This window comes from Sphingomonas lenta (assembly GCF_002288825.1).
GTDB classification, from domain to species: domain Bacteria; phylum Pseudomonadota; class Alphaproteobacteria; order Sphingomonadales; family Sphingomonadaceae; genus Sphingomonas; species Sphingomonas lenta.
Map to the genome: position 1 here is coordinate 518,948 of NZ_NSLI01000003.1, position 19,798 is coordinate 538,745.

19 protein-coding genes are annotated in these 19,798 nt (G+C 71.3%); 10 read left to right on the top strand and 9 right to left on the bottom strand.

The window, feature by feature from the left end:
* Positions 1–75: 75 nt before the first annotated feature.
* Together CKY28_RS09730 and CKY28_RS09735 are read right to left on the bottom strand one after the other, a co-directional pair.
* Entirely contained in the window at positions 76–621 is a 546-nt protein-coding gene (locus tag CKY28_RS09730) for a SixA phosphatase family protein (RefSeq protein WP_095998126.1), read from the bottom strand.
* Positions 621–3,338 (bottom strand): ATP-dependent DNA helicase, encoded by a 2,718-nt coding sequence (locus tag CKY28_RS09735; protein ID WP_095998127.1) that lies wholly within the window; start codon positions 3,336–3,338, stop codon positions 621–623. Before CKY28_RS09735 ends, CKY28_RS09730 begins: the two co-directional genes overlap by 1 nt.
* Positions 3,339–3,922: 584 nt before the next feature.
* On the opposite strand from CKY28_RS09735, the gene CKY28_RS09740 reads away from it, so the two are divergent.
* A complete protein-coding gene (locus CKY28_RS09740) occupies positions 3,923–4,699 on the top strand; it encodes an imm11 family protein (RefSeq protein ID WP_095998128.1) in 777 nt (258 codons plus the stop codon).
* Positions 4,700–4,950: 251 nt separating this feature from the next.
* Here CKY28_RS09740 and CKY28_RS09745 read toward each other — a convergent pair whose 3' ends face one another.
* The gene (locus tag CKY28_RS09745; RefSeq protein ID WP_095998129.1) at positions 4,951–6,315 is read right to left on the bottom strand and encodes a L,D-transpeptidase scaffold domain-containing protein; all 1,365 of its coding nucleotides are present in this window, start codon (positions 6,313–6,315) and stop codon (positions 4,951–4,953) included.
* A 25-nt stretch (positions 6,316–6,340) separates the two neighbouring features.
* The gene (locus CKY28_RS09750) at positions 6,341–6,943 is read right to left on the bottom strand and encodes a DUF4142 domain-containing protein (protein ID WP_095998130.1); all 603 of its coding nucleotides are present in this window, start codon (positions 6,941–6,943) and stop codon (positions 6,341–6,343) included.
* Between the two features lie 117 nt (positions 6,944–7,060).
* Here CKY28_RS09750 and aac(3) point away from each other — a divergent pair, with 117 nt between their 5' ends.
* Positions 7,061–7,861 carry an aminoglycoside 3-N-acetyltransferase gene (gene aac(3) / locus CKY28_RS09755; RefSeq protein ID WP_176473042.1) on the top strand — a complete coding sequence of 267 codons (801 nt, stop codon included), beginning with the start codon at positions 7,061–7,063 and terminating at the stop codon, positions 7,859–7,861.
* On the opposite strand, the gene CKY28_RS18670 is transcribed toward aac(3), so the two are convergent.
* The 3 genes from CKY28_RS18670 to CKY28_RS09765 all read right to left on the bottom strand — a co-directional run bounded on the left by CKY28_RS18670 (position 7,858) and on the right by CKY28_RS09765 (position 9,161).
* Positions 7,858–8,028, bottom strand: a complete 171-nt coding sequence (locus CKY28_RS18670; protein ID WP_176473043.1) for a hypothetical protein — start codon at positions 8,026–8,028, stop codon at positions 7,858–7,860. The two genes, aac(3) and CKY28_RS18670, sit on opposite strands and share 4 nt — an antisense overlap.
* Before the next feature lie 102 nt (positions 8,029–8,130).
* Positions 8,131–8,652, bottom strand: a complete 522-nt coding sequence (locus CKY28_RS09760) for a YceD family protein (protein WP_245841750.1) — start codon at positions 8,650–8,652, stop codon at positions 8,131–8,133.
* Positions 8,649–9,161: a ubiquinol-cytochrome C chaperone family protein gene (locus tag CKY28_RS09765; protein ID WP_425442498.1), complete on the bottom strand. Its 513-nt coding sequence runs from the start codon at positions 9,159–9,161 to the stop codon at positions 8,649–8,651. The genes CKY28_RS09760 and CKY28_RS09765 overlap by 4 nt, the downstream gene beginning before the upstream one ends.
* Before the next feature lie 133 nt (positions 9,162–9,294).
* Here CKY28_RS09765 and CKY28_RS09770 point away from each other — a divergent pair, with 133 nt between their 5' ends.
* The 7 genes from CKY28_RS09770 (at position 9,295) to CKY28_RS09800 (ending at position 16,424) form a co-directional block, all read left to right on the top strand.
* Complete coding sequence (locus tag CKY28_RS09770; protein WP_095998133.1) at positions 9,295–9,768, top strand: outer membrane protein assembly factor BamE; 474 nt, start codon at positions 9,295–9,297, stop codon at positions 9,766–9,768.
* Positions 9,769–9,876: 108 nt separating this feature from the next.
* Positions 9,877–10,404 (top strand): RcnB family protein, encoded by a 528-nt coding sequence (locus CKY28_RS09775; RefSeq protein ID WP_095998134.1) that lies wholly within the window; start codon positions 9,877–9,879, stop codon positions 10,402–10,404.
* A gap of 197 nt (positions 10,405–10,601) precedes the next feature.
* Positions 10,602–11,978: a glycosyl transferase family protein gene (locus CKY28_RS09780; protein ID WP_425442499.1), complete on the top strand. Its 1,377-nt coding sequence runs from the start codon at positions 10,602–10,604 to the stop codon at positions 11,976–11,978.
* Positions 11,975–12,988 carry a hypothetical protein gene (locus CKY28_RS09785; protein ID WP_095998135.1) on the top strand — a complete coding sequence of 338 codons (1,014 nt, stop codon included), beginning with the start codon at positions 11,975–11,977 and terminating at the stop codon, positions 12,986–12,988. The genes CKY28_RS09780 and CKY28_RS09785 overlap by 4 nt, the downstream gene beginning before the upstream one ends.
* 28 nt (positions 12,989–13,016) lie before the next feature.
* Positions 13,017–13,931 (top strand): sulfite exporter TauE/SafE family protein, encoded by a 915-nt coding sequence (locus CKY28_RS09790; RefSeq protein WP_095998136.1) that lies wholly within the window; start codon positions 13,017–13,019, stop codon positions 13,929–13,931.
* The gene (locus tag CKY28_RS09795) at positions 13,928–14,692 is read left to right on the top strand and encodes a TIGR02186 family protein (protein WP_095998137.1); all 765 of its coding nucleotides are present in this window, start codon (positions 13,928–13,930) and stop codon (positions 14,690–14,692) included. Before CKY28_RS09790 ends, CKY28_RS09795 begins: the two co-directional genes overlap by 4 nt.
* A gap of 67 nt (positions 14,693–14,759) precedes the next feature.
* Positions 14,760–16,424 (top strand): ATP-binding protein, encoded by a 1,665-nt coding sequence (locus tag CKY28_RS09800; RefSeq protein ID WP_095998138.1) that lies wholly within the window; start codon positions 14,760–14,762, stop codon positions 16,422–16,424.
* A gap of 281 nt (positions 16,425–16,705) precedes the next feature.
* Here CKY28_RS09800 and CKY28_RS09805 read toward each other — a convergent pair whose 3' ends face one another.
* Complete coding sequence (locus CKY28_RS09805; RefSeq protein ID WP_095998139.1) at positions 16,706–18,202, bottom strand: M23 family metallopeptidase; 1,497 nt, start codon at positions 18,200–18,202, stop codon at positions 16,706–16,708.
* 318 nt (positions 18,203–18,520) lie between these two features.
* Here CKY28_RS09805 and CKY28_RS09810 point away from each other — a divergent pair, with 318 nt between their 5' ends.
* The gene (locus tag CKY28_RS09810) at positions 18,521–19,108 is read left to right on the top strand and encodes a hypothetical protein (RefSeq protein WP_095998140.1); all 588 of its coding nucleotides are present in this window, start codon (positions 18,521–18,523) and stop codon (positions 19,106–19,108) included.
* 204 nt (positions 19,109–19,312) lie between these two features.
* Here the strand turns inward: CKY28_RS09810 and CKY28_RS09815 are convergent, their stop codons facing one another.
* Positions 19,313–19,663, bottom strand: a complete 351-nt coding sequence (locus tag CKY28_RS09815) for a response regulator (protein WP_095998141.1) — start codon at positions 19,661–19,663, stop codon at positions 19,313–19,315.
* Between the last annotated feature and the right edge of the window lie 135 nt (positions 19,664–19,798).

Sequence of the window (19,798 nt, forward strand, 5' to 3'; positions counted from 1 at the left end):
GCGGGGCCAACTCCTGCGGGAACCATCGCGCTACCACGCCGTGGTTAACCGGGCGTAAGCGGCGTCCGCGCGCGGTCAGGTCCCGACCGCGTCCGGCCCCAACGCCGGGTCGAGATCGCGCGGGCGCACGAAGCGCGTCAGCGTCGCGCCGCCCGGCCTGACCGCCGCCCAGTCGCTCGCGTCGAACCGCATCTCCGCGACGCTCGCGGTCGGGTACTTCTCCTCCACCGCGTCGCGCAGCCCTTCCGTGCCGTCGGGAACCAGCGCGAGGACCAGATCCTCCAGTCCGGGATTGTGCCCGACCATCAGCACCCGCTCCACCGAGGCAGGCAGGCCCTGTACCACCTCCAGCAGCGTCGCCGCGCTGGCGAGGTAGATGCGCCGGTCCTCCACCACGTCCGGCAACGGGCCGTAGCCGCTCGCGAACCCGTCCAGCGTCTCGACGACGCGCACCGCGGGGGAGGCGATGAGATAGTCGAATGAGACGCCCTGGCCGCGCAGGTGCCGGCCCACCGTCACCGCCGCGCGCCGCCCGCGCGCGTTCAGCGGCCGGTCGAAGTCGCGGCCCACCGGATCGTCCCAGCTCGACTTGGCGTGGCGCAGCAGCGTCAGCGTCTTCATCAGGACTCCCCGGTGAGTTCGCCCGCCCCTTGCCCCATCCCCAAGCCGGATGAAAGCCTCGCCCCGACGCTGGCGACCGCTTCGTCCAACGTCACCCGCCTGACCGCCACGCCCGGCGGGAAGGCGTCGAGCAGCCGGCTCGGCACCGCCGCCGACAGGAGCACGAAGACGCCGCGGTCGTCCGCCCGCCGGATCAGCCGACCGAACGCCTGGGCGAGCCGCGCGCGCACGATGCGGTCGTCATAGGCCGACCCGCCGCCCGCGAGCTTGCGCGCGGCGTGCAGCACGGTCGGCTTGGGCCAGGGCACGCCCTCCATGACGACGAGCCGGAGCGAGTGGCCGGGCACGTCCACCCCGTCGCGTAGCGCGTCCGTGCCGAGCAGAGAAGCGTGCGGGTCGTCGCGGAAGATGTCGACCAGCGTGCCCGTGTCGATCGGGTCGACGTGCTGCGCGTGCAGCGCCAGCCCCTCGCGCGCCAGCCGGTCGGCGATGCGTCCGTGCACCGCCCGCAAGCGCCGGATCGCGGTGAACAGCCCCAGCGTGCCGCCCTCCGCCGCGACGATCAGCCGCGCATAGGCGTTGGCGAGCGCGGGCAGGTCGCCCCGCTTCACGTCGGTGACGACGAGCACCTGCGCCTGGTTGGGGTAGTCGAACGGGCTCGCCGCCTCGAAGCGCGTCGGCGCACGGCCGAGGTGCGGCGCGCCGACCCGCGCCTCCGCCGTCTCCCAATCGCCGCCGCCCGTCAGGGTCGCGGAGGTGACGAGCACGCCGTGCGCGGGCTTGAGCACCGTCTCGGCGAAGGGGCGCGTCGGGTCGAGCCAGTGGCGGTGCAGCCCCACGTCGAACTCGCGGCCCTCGACGCGATCGACCGACAGCCAGTCGACGAAGTCCGGGTCCGCCGGTCCGCCCACGCGCGCGAGCAGCGCGAGCCAGCCGCCGACCATCTCCGCGCGCCAGCTTAAGCTAGCGATCGCGCCCTCCACCCTGGCGCGCGCGGGCGCGTCCATCCAGTCGGGCGCCTCCGCCAGCACCGCCTCCAGCCTGCGCCCCAGCGCCACCATGGGCCGGAGCAGCGCGTCGAGCGCGTGCGCCGCCGGCCCCGCCGCCTCGAGCAGGGCGCCGTCGGGTTCGGCGAGCTCCGTCTCCAGGCCGTAGCCGGCGTCGTCCCCGCCCTCGGCGCGCGCGAAGGCGAGGCCGCGCACCGCCGCGAGCAGCGCCTCGATGGGGCCGAAAGGCTGCCCCTCCGCCAGTCGCCCGAGCCAGCCGTCGCCCGCCAGCGCCCGCGCCGCCTCGACGGCGTCGGCGATGGCGCGGCCGCCTTCCTCGTCGTAGCTCGCCACGTCCGACAGCCTGGCGGCGAGCCCGCGCCGGCGGCCGCGGCCCGTGCTCTCCGGCCCGAGCACCCAGCGGCGGAGCTCGATCGTCTCCGCGCCCGTCAGGTGGACGGAGAACATCGCGTCGGCGGCGTCGTGGAGGTGGTGGCCCTCGTCGAACACGTAGCGTGTGGGGCGCGTCGCGCTCTCCCGCCCGCGCGCGGCGTTGACCATGACGAGCGCGTGGTTGGCGATCACCAGGTCCGCCTCGGCCGACGCCCGCGCCGCGCGCTCGATGAAGCAGCGGCGATAGTGCGGGCAGCCGGCATACACGCACTCGCCGCGCCGGTCGGTCAGCGCCGCTGGGGCGTTGCGGCGGAACAGGGTGGGCAGCCAACCCGGCAGGTCGCCGCCGACCATATCGCCGTCCGCCGTGTACGCCGCCCAGCGCGCCACCAGATGCGCCAGCACGGCCGCGCGGCCCTGGAACCCGCCCTGCAGCGCGTCCTCCAGGTTGAGGAGGCACAGGTAGTTCTCGCGTCCCTTGCGCGTGACGACCCGCGTGCGGCGCACCGCCGGGTCGGGGAAGAGCCGCGCCGTCTCCGCGCCGAGCTGCCGCTGGAGCGCCTTGGTGAAGGTCGACACCCATACCGCGCCGCCGGCCTTCTCGGCCCAGAGCGAGGCGGGGGCGAGATAGCCCAGCGTCTTGCCGATCCCCGTTCCCGCCTCGGCGAGCACGAGGTTGGGCGCGTCGCGGCCGGTGCGCGGCGCGAACGCCTGCGCGGCCGCGGCGGCGTAGGCGCGCTGCCCCGGCCGCTGCTCCGCGCCCCGACCGGTGAGCGTCAGCAGGCGCGCCTCCGCGTCCCCCGGCTCGACCGCGACCGCGCGCGGGGCGGGGCGGGGGGCGGTCTCCTCCCATTCGGGCAGCTTGGAGAAGAGCCACTTCTCGTTCGCCTGGGGCCTGGAGACGACGTGGTGGACGAGCGGTCCCCAGGGCCAGCGCAGGCGGAACAGCGACTGCGCCGCCGTCCACGCGCCCTCGCGCTCGGGCCACTCGCCTTCCGGCGTCGCCAGCAGCCGCTCGGTCGCGGCGAGCAGGAAGGCGGCCACATCGGCGTCGCTTTCCGGCGCGTCCATGCCGAGCGCCCGCGCCAGCCCGCCCGGCGTCGGCACCGCGAAGCGCGCGGGGTGCATGAAGGCGAACAGCTCGAGCAGGTCGAGACCCGACAGCTCGGCATAGCCGAGCCGCTGGCCGGTCAGCGGTGCGTTGAGCACGATGACGGGCGTCTCCGCCGCGATCCGGATCGCCTCGCCCCGCGACACCTCGCGGGTGGCGCCGCCCTCGGCCACCCAGATGCCGGCGTGGCTCGCGTGCAGCGCAGGGTGGGGCAGGGCGGGGACCACACGTCCGGCTTACGCGTGAGGGGAACGGAATGGAAACGCGAAAAGCTGGGCGGGCGGGCCGGCGGTCGAGATTGACGCGTGGGTACGCGGGCGGGGTCAGGTTCGCGTCGGCTTTTCCGCGGTTTTCCGCCGTTCTCGCGGGTGAGTTTGACGACTTTGACACGGAAACGCCTGTTTGACGGTGTTTTCGGCGGGGAACGAGCGATGGTGATGGGCTAAGTCACTGGAATTACGTCTATAGAACGCGTCGGTGAAGTTGACGCGTCTGGACGTGTGCTCGTCGCCTGCGCGCTGTCGGAGGCGGAAGTACACTAAAGTACACGCCAAGAACGCTCGGCGGCTCGTTGCGAGTGAGTAGCAGTAGGAGCTGGCGGATCGCTCGCGTCGCACGCGGCTTCTTAGTGGGACGAACGATGTCAAAGAGCGAATCGTGACGGTAGGATCGTCGCAGCTTGTAGGACAGCGGTTTTCGTCATGTCCGTGCTCGACCCATAGCGGGCGTCGGCTGGGTAAGGCATCCTGCACTTAAGACGATTACAACGAGGTCAAAGGGTGACCGCCGCGTCTGGAGAGCGATAACGACGATGATCGATCCCGATCGCATCATCCGCATTGAGGGCGAAGGCCTGCTGCCGCCCGCGTACGAGCCTCAGATCCCCGCCGGGATGCGCGAGGACGAGAAGGTGCGTGTGATCCCGCCCTGCCCGCCGTGGCGGAGCCAGACCGCTGCAGAGTTGGTCGACGTATTTCATGGTCGCTCGCCTCAGGACCAACGCTACTGGTTTTTCAGGGAAGCTTACGAGAGCAAGCTGCCGGACGGGATGACTTGGGAGGGTGACCCAGGACCGGGTCAGCCTCACTTCGGTAGTGGCTGCGGCTTGGATCGGGTGCCAGACAACTCCGTGTTTCGGTTCCACACTTCAACCGCACGCATCAAGATGCCCGACCTTTGGAATTATCGTGGCATGCTGGTGATGAGCGGGCGGCTGCTGGAGCTGTTCCGCGAGGTGGACGCCGACGCCCTCGTCTGGAAGCGGCTGCTGATCCGGGGGAAGGACGGCGGCACGGTTCCGGGCGACTTCTACTTGGTCGACGTCGTCCGCAACATCCCGGCGATCGACATCGCGAACTCGATCGTCGAGTACAGAGGACCGAGCGGGCCATACCCGCCAGCGCTGGTGGGGTATGTCTCATGCCGGGTCCGGGACGATCTTGACCCATCGCTGCATGTGTTCCGGCAGACCAAATTCGGATTGTCCGGTGGTTACAGGGTCATCGTGAGCGCGGCTTTGCGCCGTCGTCTGCTCGACATCAAGCCGAGTCTGACCAACATGCACTTCACCGCCTGCGGCGACCTTTAGGAGTACCGACGCGGGTGATCCCATCCAGACAGACGCAAATAGCAGGTCCGCGCCCGTAAGCGTCCGCATGTCCGGCTATGACTTATCGGCATTCCACGCTTAGCTGACGGTCAGAGCACCACGCGCTGTTCCGGGTTAGCGACTTTTACGCCACGCCGCGGCGAAGCCGCGTCGTCGGACCTAGCTGGAGCTAGGCCGGCCGGGCTGGGGCGTCTCGCTTCGAGCTTCGCTCGGCGCGTGCGCCCTGCGCCTTACCGGCTCGCGTACCTCCCGGCATCCCCGCCCGCCATCCGCACCCGATCCCGGTTATACACGTCGGGCCGGAACACCATGTCCTGCCCCTCGGCCGCGACGGTCAGGTAGGTGATGTAGACCGGCACCGGCTGGGCGAGGTCGACGCGCTTCTCGGGCGTCGTGGCCTTGGTCGAGACCGGCTTGCCGAACAGCCAGCGCGCGAGGCGGGGCGCGTCCTCCAGGCGGACGCAGCCGGACGAGAAGAGCCGGTCGTCCTCGCGCAGCAGCGCCTTTTCCGGCGTGTCGTGGAGGTAGATGCCGAGCGAGTTGGGGAACATGAACTTGATGCGCCCCATGGCGTTGTTCGGCCCCGGCAGCTGGCGGACACGCGCGTCGATGCGGCCCTCGCGGACCGCGCGCCAATCGATCGTCGCCGGGTTCACGACGCGGGCGTTGTCCGACCAGTCGGACAGCGCCTCGAAACGCTTGGCCTTCAGGAACCCCGGCCCCTGCTCGACCGCGCCGGGCGCGACGCGCAGGCGGACGAGGTCGGGCGGCAGGTTCCAGTACGGGTTGACGCTGGCGTAGCGGATCAGGCCCGCCATGATCGGCGTGGGCTCGGTCGGCTTGCCGACCACCACGCGCATGGAGCCGACCGCGCGGCCGTTCTCATACATCCACAGCCGCGCCGCCGCCGCGTCGACGAGCACGTAGCGGCCCGGTTGCGCCGCGCCCGGCAGCACGCGCGCGCGGTCGAGGTTGGCGCGCACCAGGTCGAGCGTCGCGTCGTCGGCGTAGCGCATCTGGTCGGTCGCCGCGCGGCGGAGGCCGGCATAGACCGGGTTCATCCAGCCCATGCCGTCGACATGGGCGGCGAGCGACGGCGCGGCGGCCGCCTGCTCCAGCATCGCCCGCATCGTCGGCGCCTGCGGCCGGAGCTCGGCGTCGGCGAAGTGCATGCCGATGTCGCGGGGCGCGCGCATGTCGCGGGCGAGCTGCGCGAAGGAGCGCGACAGCGCCATCTCGGCGCGGGCTAGCGCGCGGGGCGAGCCGCCCTCCGCCCGTTCCAGCGCCCTCGTCAGGTCGCGTGGGCGGTAGTCGCCGGGGTCGAGCCCGTCGAGCTCGGCGGAGGCGATCAGGTCGAGCAGTCGCTCCGCCTCCGGCCCGATCGCGCCGCCGCGGATCCAGAGCGGCTGGTTGCCGCGGGCGCGGTAGAAGGCGCGGATTTCGCGCGGGGCGTCCGCGTCGGCGATCTCGGCTGCTAAGCTGGAGGGAGCCTGCGCGAACGCAGACGACGGCGACCCGAGGGCCACCGCCGCCGTGCAGGCTCCGATGAACAGGGCGCGGGCCGAGTGCCCAAGCGCCGAACGCAACAGGTTCATAGGCCTCCTAATTCAGTCCGCGTCGTCAGCCGCGCTCGCCGGCCCGCGACGGCGGCGGCGTGTAGGCCGGAGCCGGCTGCTGCTGCATCATCGCCATGTCGGGAAGCGTCTGCGCCTGCGCAAGATGCTGTTGGATGATCGGAGAGGTGTTCGAGGCGAACTGGCGGAACGGCGGCAGGTCGCCCTGCGACGCGTAGTTCTGCATCAGCGTCAGCGCCTCCTGGTGCGACGTGATCTGCGCCTGCTTGTAGGCGGCGTCGAACTGGCCAGGCTGGGCGGTGCGGAGCTGGTCGAGCAGCGCCTGGTGGTTCGGCATCAGCGTGGGCGGGGGCGGGGTGAGGTTGTTCGCCGACGCGAGCTGCGTCAGTTCGGCGGTGGTGCGCGTGTGGTGGTCGATCATCGTCTGGGCGTAGGCGCGGACCTGCGGGTTCTGCGACATCTGCAGCGCCATCTGGCTCGACTGGATCTCGAACTGGTCGCTAGACGCGGCCATCGCCATGAAGCCCGGCGCGGACAGCGGCGAGCTGGGGTCGACGGCGGCCGCGGCGGTCGTCGAGCTATCGGTGGTCGTCTGGGCGCAGCCGGCGAGCAGTGCGAGGGCCGCGGCGCTTGCGAGAAGGGCTTTCATCTTGTTTCTCCTGTTTTTCTCGGGCGACTTGCTGCCGCGAATACGCGTTTGGGGTGGCAGATGTTCCCGTAACGACCGGCTCGCGCGCGAACGCGGCCCGATGCTATGTCCGGACCCATGTTCCGCACCCGCGCCTCGCTCCGCGCCGACCTCCTGGCACTTGGGCTCCGGCCGGGCGACGCCGTCCTGGTCCACGCGGCGATGAGGGGGGTGGGGCCGCTGCTGAACGGTCCGGACGCGCTGATCGGGGCATTGTCCGACGCGGTCGGGCCGGACGGCACGGTGCTCGGTTACGCCGACTGGGACAGCGTCCATACCGACCTGATGGACGAGCAGGGGCGCGTGCTTCCCGAGTGGCGCGATCATGTGCCCGGCTTCGATCCGGCCCGATCGCGCGCGGTGCGGATGAACGGCGCATACCCCGAGTTCCTGCGCACCACGCCCGGCGCGCGGCGCAGCGGCAATCCGGGCGCGTCGGTGGTGGCGCTGGGCGGGCAGGCCGAGTGGTTCACCGCCGACCACCCGCTCGATTACGGCTACGGCCCCGGATCGCCGTTCGCCAAGCTGGTGGAGGCCGGGGGCCGCGTGCTCATGGTCGGCGCGCCGCTCGACACCGCGACCCTGCTCCACCATGCCGAGCACCTGGCGTGGGTGCCCGGCAAGCGCGTGCTCCGATACGAGACGCCCTTCGCCACGCCTGCGGGCGTCGAGTGGCGCTGGACGGAGGAGTTCGACACCAGCGAGCCCGTGGTGGACGGCTTGGCCGAGGATTATTTCGCGGAGATCATCCGCGCCTTCCTCGCCGCGGGGACCGGCGTGCGAGGGTCGATCGGCGGGGCCGCGGGTGTGCTGATGGACGCCGCGCCCCTATGCGCGTTCGGCGTCGCCTGGATTGAGGAGCGGCTGGGGACCGCTTAGTCGACCGTGCCGACCTTCTTCGCGCCGCGCCACACCTCGCAGACGGGGCAGTCGCCGTCGCGCTCGGCCGCGCGCATGGCCGCATGGTCGCACGGCGCGTCCATGTCCTTGCCCTTGATGATCCGGCCGTTGCTCTCGTTCAGCTTGTAAACGCGGTAGTGCGCCATCGTCCCTCCACCCCGCGCGCACCCATACACGCTATCCCGCTGTAAATCCAGAGTTGCTGGATCGACTATGGCCGCCCGTGCACGCAGGGTCCGCGGGGTCGCTCAGCGCCCCTCCAGCTTGTCCCGGAGCCCCGCCAGCGGGCCGAGCGGCTTGGCCTCCTCTTCGGTCAGCACACCGGCCTCGCGCAGCGCCGCGGCCGCGCCCGGGCTGCGCGGGAAGGGGTCGAGCGCGAGCGCCATCGTCTCCGCCGCCGCCTCGCCGAGGTCGATGCGGTCGCCCGTATAGGGCACGCTGTCCAGCGCGTCGGCGGAGAGCTCGACCTCGTCGCCGGCGTCCTCCTGCTCCGGTACGAACAGCAGCTCGGCCGCCTCGTCCACATGCGTCGTGACCGGCTCGCCCGTGACCGAGCAGGCCTGCACCAGGTCGGCCTCGACGCGCCCGCGCGCGGTGATCCCCGCCGCCTCGCGCCGGATCGCGAAATGCGCGCGGAGGCGGTCGATCGAGACGAGGTCGAAGCGTTTCGCGAGCGCCGCGCGCTCGTCGGGCGTGGCGGTCATCTCGACCACCCGCTCGCGCTCGTGGATCTGGTCGATGCGCTCGGGACGGCTGAACTCCGGCGTCACGGCAGATGTCCTTCGACGATTTGCGGGATGGGCACGGCGCGCAGCCGTTCGTGGAGCGCGAGCAGCTCGGAGCGGACATGCGCCAGCGCAGGCGCGTCGGGCGCTTCGCCGCGGTAGAGGTTGCGCGTGATCGCGCCGTCGATGTCGCCGGCGGCGATGCCGTCGCGGAATGCGCCGAGACGGCCGCCGAGCATGCTCATCATCTTGCCGACGTGGCGGCCGACGGTGATGTCGCCGATGCCGAGCTGGCGGAGCTGGTTGTCCATGTCGTCGACGAAGCGCTCGGCGAGTCGGGCCGCGGGTTCCGCGCCCTGGGCGTGGTCGTCCTCCATGCGGAGCAGCACCAAGGACAGCACGGCCGCGACCATGTCGAACCGGCCGTCCACCGTGTCGGGCACGCGGCCCTCCAGATACCAGTGCGGCTCGCGCGCGCGCAGCACCACCGCGTTGTAGAGCAGGAACGTCGGCTCATGGTCCTGCCGGCCGAACAACCTGTTGATCAAACCCAATTCCGTGGTCCTCGAACATCCCCCGCGCTTGCCCGCGCGGGTGCGATGGCATATCGAACCGAACCGCGTTTCGATCAACGGCTAGGGCCGCCACGCGCGCTCGAACCCTTGGCCTGTACCCCTGGAGTATTCGATGAAGCCGCTTCTCGTCCGCTCGGTCCTCCTGGCCGGCCTGCTCGCCGCCGGCGCGTGCACGCCGCTGCGTTCGCACCAGGGTTACGTGATCGACGCCGACCTCGTGAACTCCGTCCAGCCCGGCGTCGACAACCGCCAGTCGGTGCTCCAGACGCTGGGGCGGCCCAGCTTCACCGGCCAGTTCGACAATGCCGACTGGTATTACGTCGCGCGGGACAGCAGCAATCTCGCCTTCCGCAACCCGCGGCCGCGCGAGCAGATCACGCTGCAGATCAGCTTCGACCAGGCGGGCAACGTGTCCGCGATCCGCCGTTCGGGCATGGACCAGGTCGCGTCCATCAACCCCTCACGCAAGGAGACGCCGACGCTCGGGCGCGAGCGCGGCTTCTTCGAAGAGCTGTTCGGCAATATCGGCACCGTGGGCGCACCGGGCGCCGCGGGGGCGGCGGGAGGCGGGCGCACGACGCCGTAAAAGCTGCACGCCGGCTTACAGGCGCGTTCCCGTATCGTTCAGCGCGACCCGGTTACATCCCTCCTCAAGACGGGCGATCAGCAATCCCGTCGTGTGAGGAGTGAGATCATGCGTAAACTGATCACCGCCGCCCTGTTGGCCGCCACCGCCCTGGTGCCGGCGGCCGCCCAGGCGCAGGGGCGCGGCGAGCTGCGCCGCGACCGCCAGGAGATCCGCGAGGAGCAGCGCGAGCTGCGCCGCGCGTACCGCTACGGCGACCGCGAGGACATCCGCGACGCCCGCCGCGACCTGCGCGAGGCGCGTCGCGAGTATCGCGAGGACCTGCGCGATTACCGTCAAAACGATTGGCGCCGCAACGACTGGCGCCGCAACGACTGGCGCGACTACCGCCAGCGCAACCGCGCGCTCTACGCGGGCGGGAACTGGCGCGCGCCGTTCGGCTACAACAGCTTCCGTCCCGGCGTGCGCATCGGCGCGCCCTACTACACGCAGCGCTACTGGATCAGCGATCCGTACCGCTACCACCTGCCCCGGCCGGTGGGCTTCCAGCGCTGGGTGCGGCACTATGACGACCTGCTGCTCGTCGATACGCGGCGCGGCGTCGTGGTGGACGTGATCCGCGGCTTCTACTGGTAAGCCGCGGGAGAAAGGGGCGGCCCCGAGGGGCCGCCCAGCATTGGCCGCGCCGCGTGCTACGCATCGGCGCGGCCGTGCCTTTCGGCACCGATCCCGAAAGGGGAAGGGATCTGCCCGCCATAACGTCGCGCGGGCGCTCTTGATCCACGTCAGGAAAGCGTCGAAGCTGCCCGTTCGGGGGCTTCGCGGGGGCGCGGGTGGACTGGGTGCTGTGGGGGCTGGACGCGGTCACGCGCGAGGTGCTGCTGTTCGCGGCGTTCGGCTTCCTGGTGGGCGGCATCGACGACCTGCTGGTGGACGGCGTTTACCTCCTGCGCCGCGCGCTAGGCCGGGATCGCCGCCTGCGGCTGGATCGGCTCCCGCCGCCGGATAGGCCGGGGCGCTTCGCCGTCTTCGTGCCCGCCTGGGACGAGGTGGCGGTGATCGGCGCGATGCTGGACACGGCGCTGGCGCGCATCCGGCACGCCGATTTCAGCATCTATGTCGGCGCCTACCCGAACGACCCCGCGACGATCGCGGCGGTTCGGGAGGTCGCCGGCCGCGACCCGCGCGTCCGCTTGGTCGTCGGACCGCGGTCGGGGCCGACGACCAAGGGCGACAATCTGAACGTCCTGTGGCGCGCGCTGCGGCGCGACGACGAGGAGGGTGGCGCGGAGACGCGCGCGGTCGTGCTCCACGACGCCGAGGACGTGATCCATCCCGCGGAGCTCACCGTCTTCGACGCGCTCCTGGACCGCTACGCCGCCGTTCAGGTTCCGGTGCTCCCGCTCGTCCGATCCGACGCCTGGGCGATCTCCGGGAGCTACGCGGACTTTTTCGCGGAGGCGCATGGCAAGGCGATGGTCGTGCGGAACGCCGTCGGCGCGGGCATGCCGCTGGCGGGCGTGGGTTGCGCGATCCGCTGCGACGCGCTCGCCGCGTTGGCGGAGGAGCGCGGCGGCGATCCGTTCGCCGCCGACGCGCTGTGCGAAGACTATGAGCAGGGGCTTCGCTTGGCCCGCCTAGGCTTTCGCGGATGCTTCGCGAGGGTCGCCGACGAGCGCGGCGGGCTGGTGGCCACGCGGGCCTATTTCCCCGACGCACTCGATCCCGCGGTTCGCCAGCAAGCGCGGTGGATCACCGGGATCGCGCTCACCGGCTGGGACCGGACGGGCTGGAGCCGCCCGCTCGCATTGGCGGATCATTGGATGCGCGCCCGCGACCGGCGGGCTCCGGTAGCGGTGCTGGTGCTGGCGGCGGCGTATCTGGCCCTCATCTTGTGGGCCTGCACCGGCGCGGCTTACTGGGCGGTAGGCGAGGTGCGGCCGCCCGTCGACCCGGTGCTGCAACGCGTGCTGACGGTCAACGCGGGCCTGCTCGCCTGGCGGCTGTCGTGCCGGGTGGCGTTCACGGCGCGGCACTATGGCTGGCGCGAGGGGCTGCGCGCGATCCCACGGCTGTTCGTCGCCAACGCGGTGTCGCTGCTCGCGGTGCGTCGCGCGGTGTGGCGCTACGTCGCCATGCTGCGCGGGGCCGCGCCCGTCTGGGACAAGACCGCGCACCGGTTTCCCGACCTGCGCGCGGAGCCGGCATGAGGGCGGGACGTCCGTTCCGTTTCCTCACCATGGTGGTCGGGGGTTGGGTGGGACTGCGGGTCCTCGTCCTCTGGCCGGCGGGCGACCTGCCGATCGCCGCGCCGCATGTGGTCGGCCGGGCGGCGGCGAAGACGGTGGCGTTCAGGCCGGCTTATGCGGCGCCGGTCGCCGCTGCGAGGCCGGAGAGCTCCACGGCGGCTTCTACTTATCCGCGTCCGACGCCAAGGACACGAGCGACGGCGGAGCTGGGCGGTCCAACATCGCCGGGGTCAGCGGTGATCGTCCCGCCGTCCGAAGTATCCGAACCGGCGGCCACGACTACGCGGGGCACCGATGACAAGCCGATCATCATACCTCAGATCGCGCCGAACCAACCTGGGGCCAGCCGCTGGGGCGGTAGCGTGTGGGCGATCGCGCGGCCGAGCGGGCCCGCCGGCGGGCTCGGGTCGAGCCAGCTCGGCGGGAGTCAGGCGGGCGCGCGGGTCACCTATGCGCTCGGCGCGGCGCGGCGCGTCGCGCTCGTGGGTCGGGTCGCGACGCCGCTGGAGGGGCGTGGGCGCGAGGCGGCGCTGGGCGTCGAGCTGCGCGTGCCGGGCGCGGCGATCCGGCTGTTTGCCGAACAACGCTTCGCGCTCGACGACGGCGCGCGGGGCGGGCCGAGCGCCGGGATCATCGCCGGCGTCGACCGGAAGCTCGGGGCGGGGTTTCGGCTGGAGGCGTACGGCCAGGCGGGTGCGATCGAGCGGGACGGGGTGGAAGGCTTCGCCGACGGCGCGGCGCGGTTGACCCACGGTCTCGACGACACGGGAGGGGTCGCGGTCGACGTCGGCGCCGGCGCGTGGGGCGGGGCGCAGCGCGGGGCGGAGCGGGTGGACGTGGGACCGACGGTCGGCGTCTCGCTGCCGGTGGGCGGACGCCGGATAAGGGCCACGCTGGATTATCGGTGGCGCGTGGCGGGCCTCGCGCGGCCCGGTTCGGGGCCGGCATTGTCTTTAGGAACTGATTTCTAGGACCGGGCTTGCTAGACCCGACCCGCGCATGAACCTGTATCTTCCCATCGCCAACCTGTCGGTGAACGCGCTCGTGATCGTCGCGTTGGGCGGCGCGGTGGGCCTATTATCGGGCATGTTCGGGGTGGGCGGCGGGTTCCTCACCACGCCGCTGCTCATCGTCTACGGCATCCCGCCCACCGTCGCCGCCGCCTCGTCGGCGACGCAGGTGACGGGGGCGAGCGTGTCGGGCGTCTTCGCGCACTTAAGGCGCGGGGGCGTGGACCTGAAGATGGGCGGCGTGCTCGTCGCGGGCGGGGCGCTGGGCTCGCTGTTCGGGGCGTGGGTGTTCCGGCTGTTGCAGGCGACGGGACAGACGGACACGGTGATCGCGGTCACCTACGTCGTGTTGCTGGGCTCGATCGGCGGGTTGATGCTGCGCGAGTCGCTGCAGACGATCGGGGTCTCGAAAGGACGCCTGGCGCCGAGGCCGGCGAAGCGGCGTCACCATCCGCTGGTGGCGAGCCTGCCGCTGCGCACGCGCTTCTACGCGTCGGGGCTCTACATCTCGCCGCTGGCCCCGCTGCTGCTCGGCTTCGGGGTGGGGACGCTCACCATCCTGCTCGGCATCGGCGGCGGGTTCATCCTGGTGCCGGCGATGGTGTATCTGCTCGGCATGGCGACCGCCGTGGTGGTGGGGACCAGCCTGTTCCAGACGCTGTTCGTCACCGCGATCGCGACGCTCGTCCATGCGCTGACGACGGAGGCGGTCGACATCGTGCTCGCGGGCCTGCTGCTGATCGGCTCCGTCACCGGCGCGCAGCTCGGCGCGCGATTCGCGTCGCGGGCCAAGCCGGAATATCTGCGCCTCGCGCTGGCGATCATCGTGCTGCTGGTCGCGAGCCGCATCTTCTTGGGGCTCGTGTGGCGGCCGGAGGCGATCTTCTCCGTCGAGCCCGCATGAGGCGCGCGGCACTTCTCGCCGTCGCGGCGCCGGTCGTCATGGCGCAGGCGCCCGCGCCGACCCTGGTGCCCGACGTGTCGCAGCGCGAGATCGAGATCGTCTACAGCTTCACCGGCGCGGAGCTCCTGCTGTTCGGCGCGATCCTCTACCCGGGCGGGCGCGTGCCGCAGGGCCGGGTGCCCGCCGACATCGTCGTGGTGGTGAAGGGGCCGACCCAGTCGATCCGCGTGCGCGAGAAGCAACGGGTCGCGGGCATCTGGGTCAACGCCGAGGACCTGCGCTACCGGTCCGCGCCGTCCTTCTACGCCGTCGCCTCCTCCAGGCCGATCACCGAGATTGTCGATGCGCGGACGCGGGCGATCTACGAGCTGGGGCTCGATAGCCTGCAGCTCTCGCCCGCGTCGAGCGCCGCGCCGGAGGTGGAGAACCGCTTCGCCGAGGGGCTGGTCGAGCTCAGGCGGCGGACGGGGCTCTATTACGAGGCGCCGGGCGCGGTGGAGATCACGGGCGGCGTGCTCTACCGCGCGCGCGTGCAGATCCCGGCGCGCGTGCCGGTGGGACGCTTCACCGCGGAGACGTTCCTGATCCGTGACGGCCGCGTGCTCGCCGCCGCAGTGCGCGAGATCGACATCCGCAAATCGGGCTTCGAGCGCTTCGTCGCGCGGGCGGCGGAGCGGGCGTCGCTCGCCTACGGCCTGGTCGCGGTGGCGCTGTCGGTCGGGCTGGGCTGGTTCGCGGGCTGGGTCTCGGCAAGGCGCTGAGCCACGCAATCTTTACGATTGGAAGGGCATAGCGGGCGTCCTACCGCCCAGAGGACCAGCACACCCCATGAGCTTCATGCCCGGCGCCGACGCCTTCGCCCAGCCCATGCCGGCGCCCGCCGACATGGCGCCGCCCCAGGCGGTCGGACCGGTCGGCTTCGTGCTCGCCATCGCCGGGTCGAGCAGCCGCGCGCTGATCGACATCGCGTCGCTCCAGGCGCTGGCGGGCCACCCCGACCCGGTGGTCGCGACCACGGGCCAGGTCGGCACGCAGATCAAGATGCGCGTGGGGTCGGCGTGGCTGGTCGCCAACGTCCGCAGCCTCCAGCTCGATCCGACGGACAACGATCGGATCATGGCCGACATCGACTTCTTAGGGGAAGGCGACGAGGAGCGGCTGACGGGCAAGCTCTACAACTTCCGCCGCGGCGTGACCCGCTACCCGACGCCGGGCTGCGAGGTGCATCCCATCTCGACCGCGGACTTGAAGCAGATCTACGCCGCCGACGACCGCGCGCATATCGAGATCGGCGCGGTCTACCCGACCAGGGACACGCGCGCCGCGCTCTACGTCGACGCGATGCTGGGCAAGCATTTCGCGCTGGTGGGCTCGACGGGCACCGGCAAGTCGACGAGCGCCGCGCTCATCCTCCACCGCATCTGCGACCTCGCGCCGCAGGGGCATATCGTCATGATCGACCCGCACGGCGAATATTCGGCGGCGTTCCGGACCAACGGCGCGATCTACGACGTCAACAACCTGCAGATGCCCTACTGGCTGATGAACTTCGAGGAGCATTGCGAGGTGTTCCTCACCACGCAGGGCTCCGAGCGGCAGATCGACGCGGACATCCTGGCCAAGTGCCTGCTCCAGGCCAGGGCCAAGAACCGGATCGGGCAGGAGATCGCCAAGCTGACGGTGGACGCGCCCGTCCCGTACCTCCTCTCCGACCTGACCAACGGCATCAGCCAGGAAATGGGCAAGATGGACCGGGCGGGCGACACCGCGCCCTATCTCCGGCTCAAGACCAAGATCGAGGAGATCAAGGCGGACCCGCGCTACGGCTTCATGTTCTCCGGCATGCTGGTCGCGGACACGATGCAGCAGTTCCTCGCCCGCGTGTTCCGCCTGCCGGGCGACGGCAAACCCATCTCCATCATCGACGTGTCGGGCGTGCCGTCCGACATCACGTCCACGGTGGTCGCGGTGCTGAGCCGCATGACGTTCGACTTCGCGATCTGGTCCAGGAACGAGCCGAAGCGGCCCGTGCTCCTCGTCTGCGAGGAGGCACACCGCTACGTGCCGCGCCACGACAACGGGTCGTCGGTGGGGCGCATCCTGTCGCGCATCGCCAAGGAAGGCCGTAAGTACGGCGTCAGCTTAGGCCTGATCACGCAGCGGCCGTCCGACCTGGCGGACGGCGTGCTGTCGCAGTGCGGCACCATCGTCGCCATGCGCCTCAACAACGAGGTCGACCAGGCGTTCGTGCGCGCGGCGATGCCGGAAGGCGCGCGCGGCTTTCTCGACTCGATCCCGGCGCTCCGCAACCGCGAATGCATCATCTGCGGCGAGGGCGTGGCGGTGCCGATCCGCGTGAGCTTCGACGGGTTGGAGGAAAACCGCCGGCCCGCGTCGAGCGACCCCGTCTTCTCCGACCTGTGGCGCGACGTCGGCGGCGAGGAGGGGATCATCCACCGCACGATCCAGAAATGGCGCGCGCAGGGGAAGTAAGCGGGCCGTTGCGGCTATCTGGCGCGCGTAAGTATCCGAAGGTGCCGCGCCTGGCCGGGTTTCCTATACGTTATACTGAGCTAAGTTGTTGGAATTGCTGGTGCGACTCGCCGCTTTCCGTGGCGCGACTCGGGCGTTCGCGTCACCTTTGAGCCTATTTCAGGTGCGTTCGCGTCCTTTTCGGCGCGGCGAGGGCGTCGCGGATCGGGCGGGCGTTCGCGATATCAAAGAGCGGAGGTTCGACCTTAGCGCGATCACGCCCTTGTAGGACAGTCCGCGCCTTAGGAAAGCGGCGTCGCCAGCAGGCGGGCGACGCGGTCCTTAAACGCGCGGAGCTGTTCACCGGAGAGCGCTTCGACCTGGTCGAAGCTGATCGAGCGCGGGTTGACGGGGCGGCCGTGCTTCCAGACCTCCCAATGGAGGTGCGGGCCCGTCGAGATGCCCGTCGAGCCGACATAGCCGATCACCTCGCCGCGGCGGACGCGCTTGCCGGCGCCGACGGCGAAGCGGCTCAGATGGCCGTAGCCGCTGACGACGCCTTGCCCATGCGCCACCTTGATGAAATTGCCGTAGCCGCCCGAGCGGCCGGCGAACTGCACCACGCCGTCCATCGCCGAATGGATCGGCATGCCGTGGGGCGCGGCGATGTCGAGCCCCTTGTGCATGCGCAGGAAGCCGAGGAGCGGGTGGAGGCGCATGCCGAAGCCCGACGAGATGCGGCCGGCGACGGGCATGCCCATGAAGCCCCGGCGCTCGGTGCGGCCGGACGCGTCGAACCACCGGCCCGAGGCTTCCTGGCCGTCGGCACCGAAGCGGACAAGGCGCGTCCGCCGCCCGCCTTGGTCGAGACCGGCGTAGAGCAGCTCGCCCAGCCGCTCCTCGCCGGTGGCGGCGCGGCGGCGTGCGACGATGAGGTCGAAGCGGTCGGACGCGTCGATGTCGCGGCCGACGGAGAAGCGGGTCGCCAGCGCGCGCAGGTAAGCCTCGACCGCCTTGGGCGGCGCGCCCGCGGCGCGCGCGGAGCGGTACAGGCCGTCACCGACCACGCCCTGGATGCGCAGCGGCGTCTCGTCCACCGCGATCGGCCGGCGCGTCATGGCGAGCGCGCCCGCGGTGCGCTCGACGGAGACGTTGAGGTCGAAGCGCGCGCGCAGGCGCATCCGTTCGAGCGGGCGGGGTACTGTGCGCAGGGGACGGCGGCCGAGCGTCAGCTCGACGCGCGTGCCGGGCTCGAGATCGGAGAGCGGCACCGCGCTCGAAAGCAGCGCGGCGGCGGTCTGCGCGTCGGGGCGGCCCACGCCCGAGCGCAGCAGCACGCGCTCGAAGGAGTCGCCTTCGCCCAAGGTGGCGGCGAGCTCGACGCTAGGGCGCTCCGGCGCGTCGGCGAGCGGGCGAACGAGGTCGTTCGCGGCCATGCGGCGGCCGGTGTCGGCGCCGAGCCCGAGCGGCGCGATCGCCTGGGCGCGCGCCTCGTCCCACTCAGACCCGCTGAGCGGGGGCGCGACCGCGCCGGTGAGCGGACGAAAGCCGGGGTTGAGCGACCAGGCGGCGGCGCAGAGCGCGGTGCAGGTGAGGACGCCGCGCCACCAGTCGGGGCGGCCCACGTTCTTGCCGAGGTCGGGCACCCAGTCGATCGCGGCGGCCTGCGCGCGCAGGCGATCGACCCGCGTCGGTTCGGGCGGGACGGCGCGGCCGAAATGGGGCGGCGCGAACGCGGCCGTCAACCGGACGGACGCGCCGCCGGCGAACTCCAGGCCGTGATCGTTGCGCAGGAACACGCGGGTGAAAGGCTCCGATACGGTCGCCGACCCCCCGGCGCGGGGGTCCGTTGTGACGCGGAGGTGCTAAAGTCAAATTAACCGAGCTGCGCGCGCGGTGGGATGTGTAGCGGGCGAGATGGGCGGCGGGAACTTCGCTGGATGTACAAGTTGTAGGAGAACAACTCCGGGCTTCCCCTTTAGCTATCACCCTGAACTAGTTTCAACGACTGGGTTCGGGAACGTAACGAGCTACGCGCCGTTATCGCCGCCGTGGCGGGTCCGTTCGGCCCGTCCGGCCTCCGAGGCGTTCACCGGACTCAATGTAGGAGAAGGCGTATGAAGAAAGCTCTCGTCGCCGCCGTAAGCGCGGCTTCGCTGTCGCTCGGCGCGTGCTCGACCACCGGCGCTAGCACGGGCGACGTCACCACGGGCGCGGGCATCGGCGCCGCGGCCGGTGCGGGCCTGGGCGCCGCGGTCGGCGGTCTGGGGATCATCGAAGGCGCGGTGCTGGGCGCGGCGGTCGGCGGCGTCGCCGGCGCCGTCTGGGGCGACCGCGACAGCGACGGCCGCGTCGACGGTTATTATCAGAACGGCCAATATTATGCGGGCGCTCCGGCGGGCTACAACCCGGCGCGTCGCTGCCCGACGTTGGCGGGCGGTGCGGCGACGGGCGCCGGCATCGGCGCGGTCGGCGGTGCGGGCGTCGGCGCGGTGGTCGGCGGCGTCGACCCGATCACGGGCGCGGTCGTGGGCGCGCTGGTCGGCGGCCTGGCCGGCGCGGTCTGGGCCGACCAGAACAACGACGGCTGCGTCGACGGCTACTACCAGAACGGGCAGTACTACACGGGCGCGCCGCAGCCGCAGCCGCAGGGCACGTACCAGCAGCCCGCGCCGAGCTATCCGCGCAGCGGCGAGCGCGGCTGAGCCGAAGCTCCACGCCAGTGAGGGAAGGGCGGCGCGGGAACGCGTCGCCCTTTTCTTTTTATCCCCTCCCGCTTTCGCGGGAGAAAGACAGGCTCGCTTGCGAGCGTGGGTGAGGGCCTGTTCTTTGGGATGCGCCCTTCCCAGGCCCTCACCCTGCTGCTTCGCAGCTGTCCCTCTCCCGCGCAAGCGGGAGAGGGCAAGGTTTTAGCCGCGCCGGAGCTTGCGGAAGGCGCGGGTGAGGGCGGCGGTGGTGACCGGCTTGGGCAGGACCAGCTTGGGCGGGTCGCAGGGGCGGCACTCGTCGGGCGAGCCGGTGACGAACATGACGGGGACGGGACCCAGCGCCTCCTCGATCCGCTCCACCGCGTCGGGGCCGCGGCCGGCGGCGAGCTTGACGTCCGACGTGATGAGGTCGGGCCGGTGGTCGAGCGCGCGGGCGACCGCGTCGTCCTCGGTCGTCGCCACGTCGAACGATGTCGCACCTTGCTCGGCAAGTATCATCTCGATGTCGAGCGCGATCAGCGGCTCGTCCTCGATGATCAGCACGTGGCACATGCGGGTACCGACTCCAGTAACTCAGGTTAGTCGGCAAACCCGCTACTCTGGATAAGGGTCCGAGGAAAATACTGATTCGCCGCAACTTTTCGGTGAGCGCCGTCCGGCGCGGCCGATCGCATGGGGCATTGCATC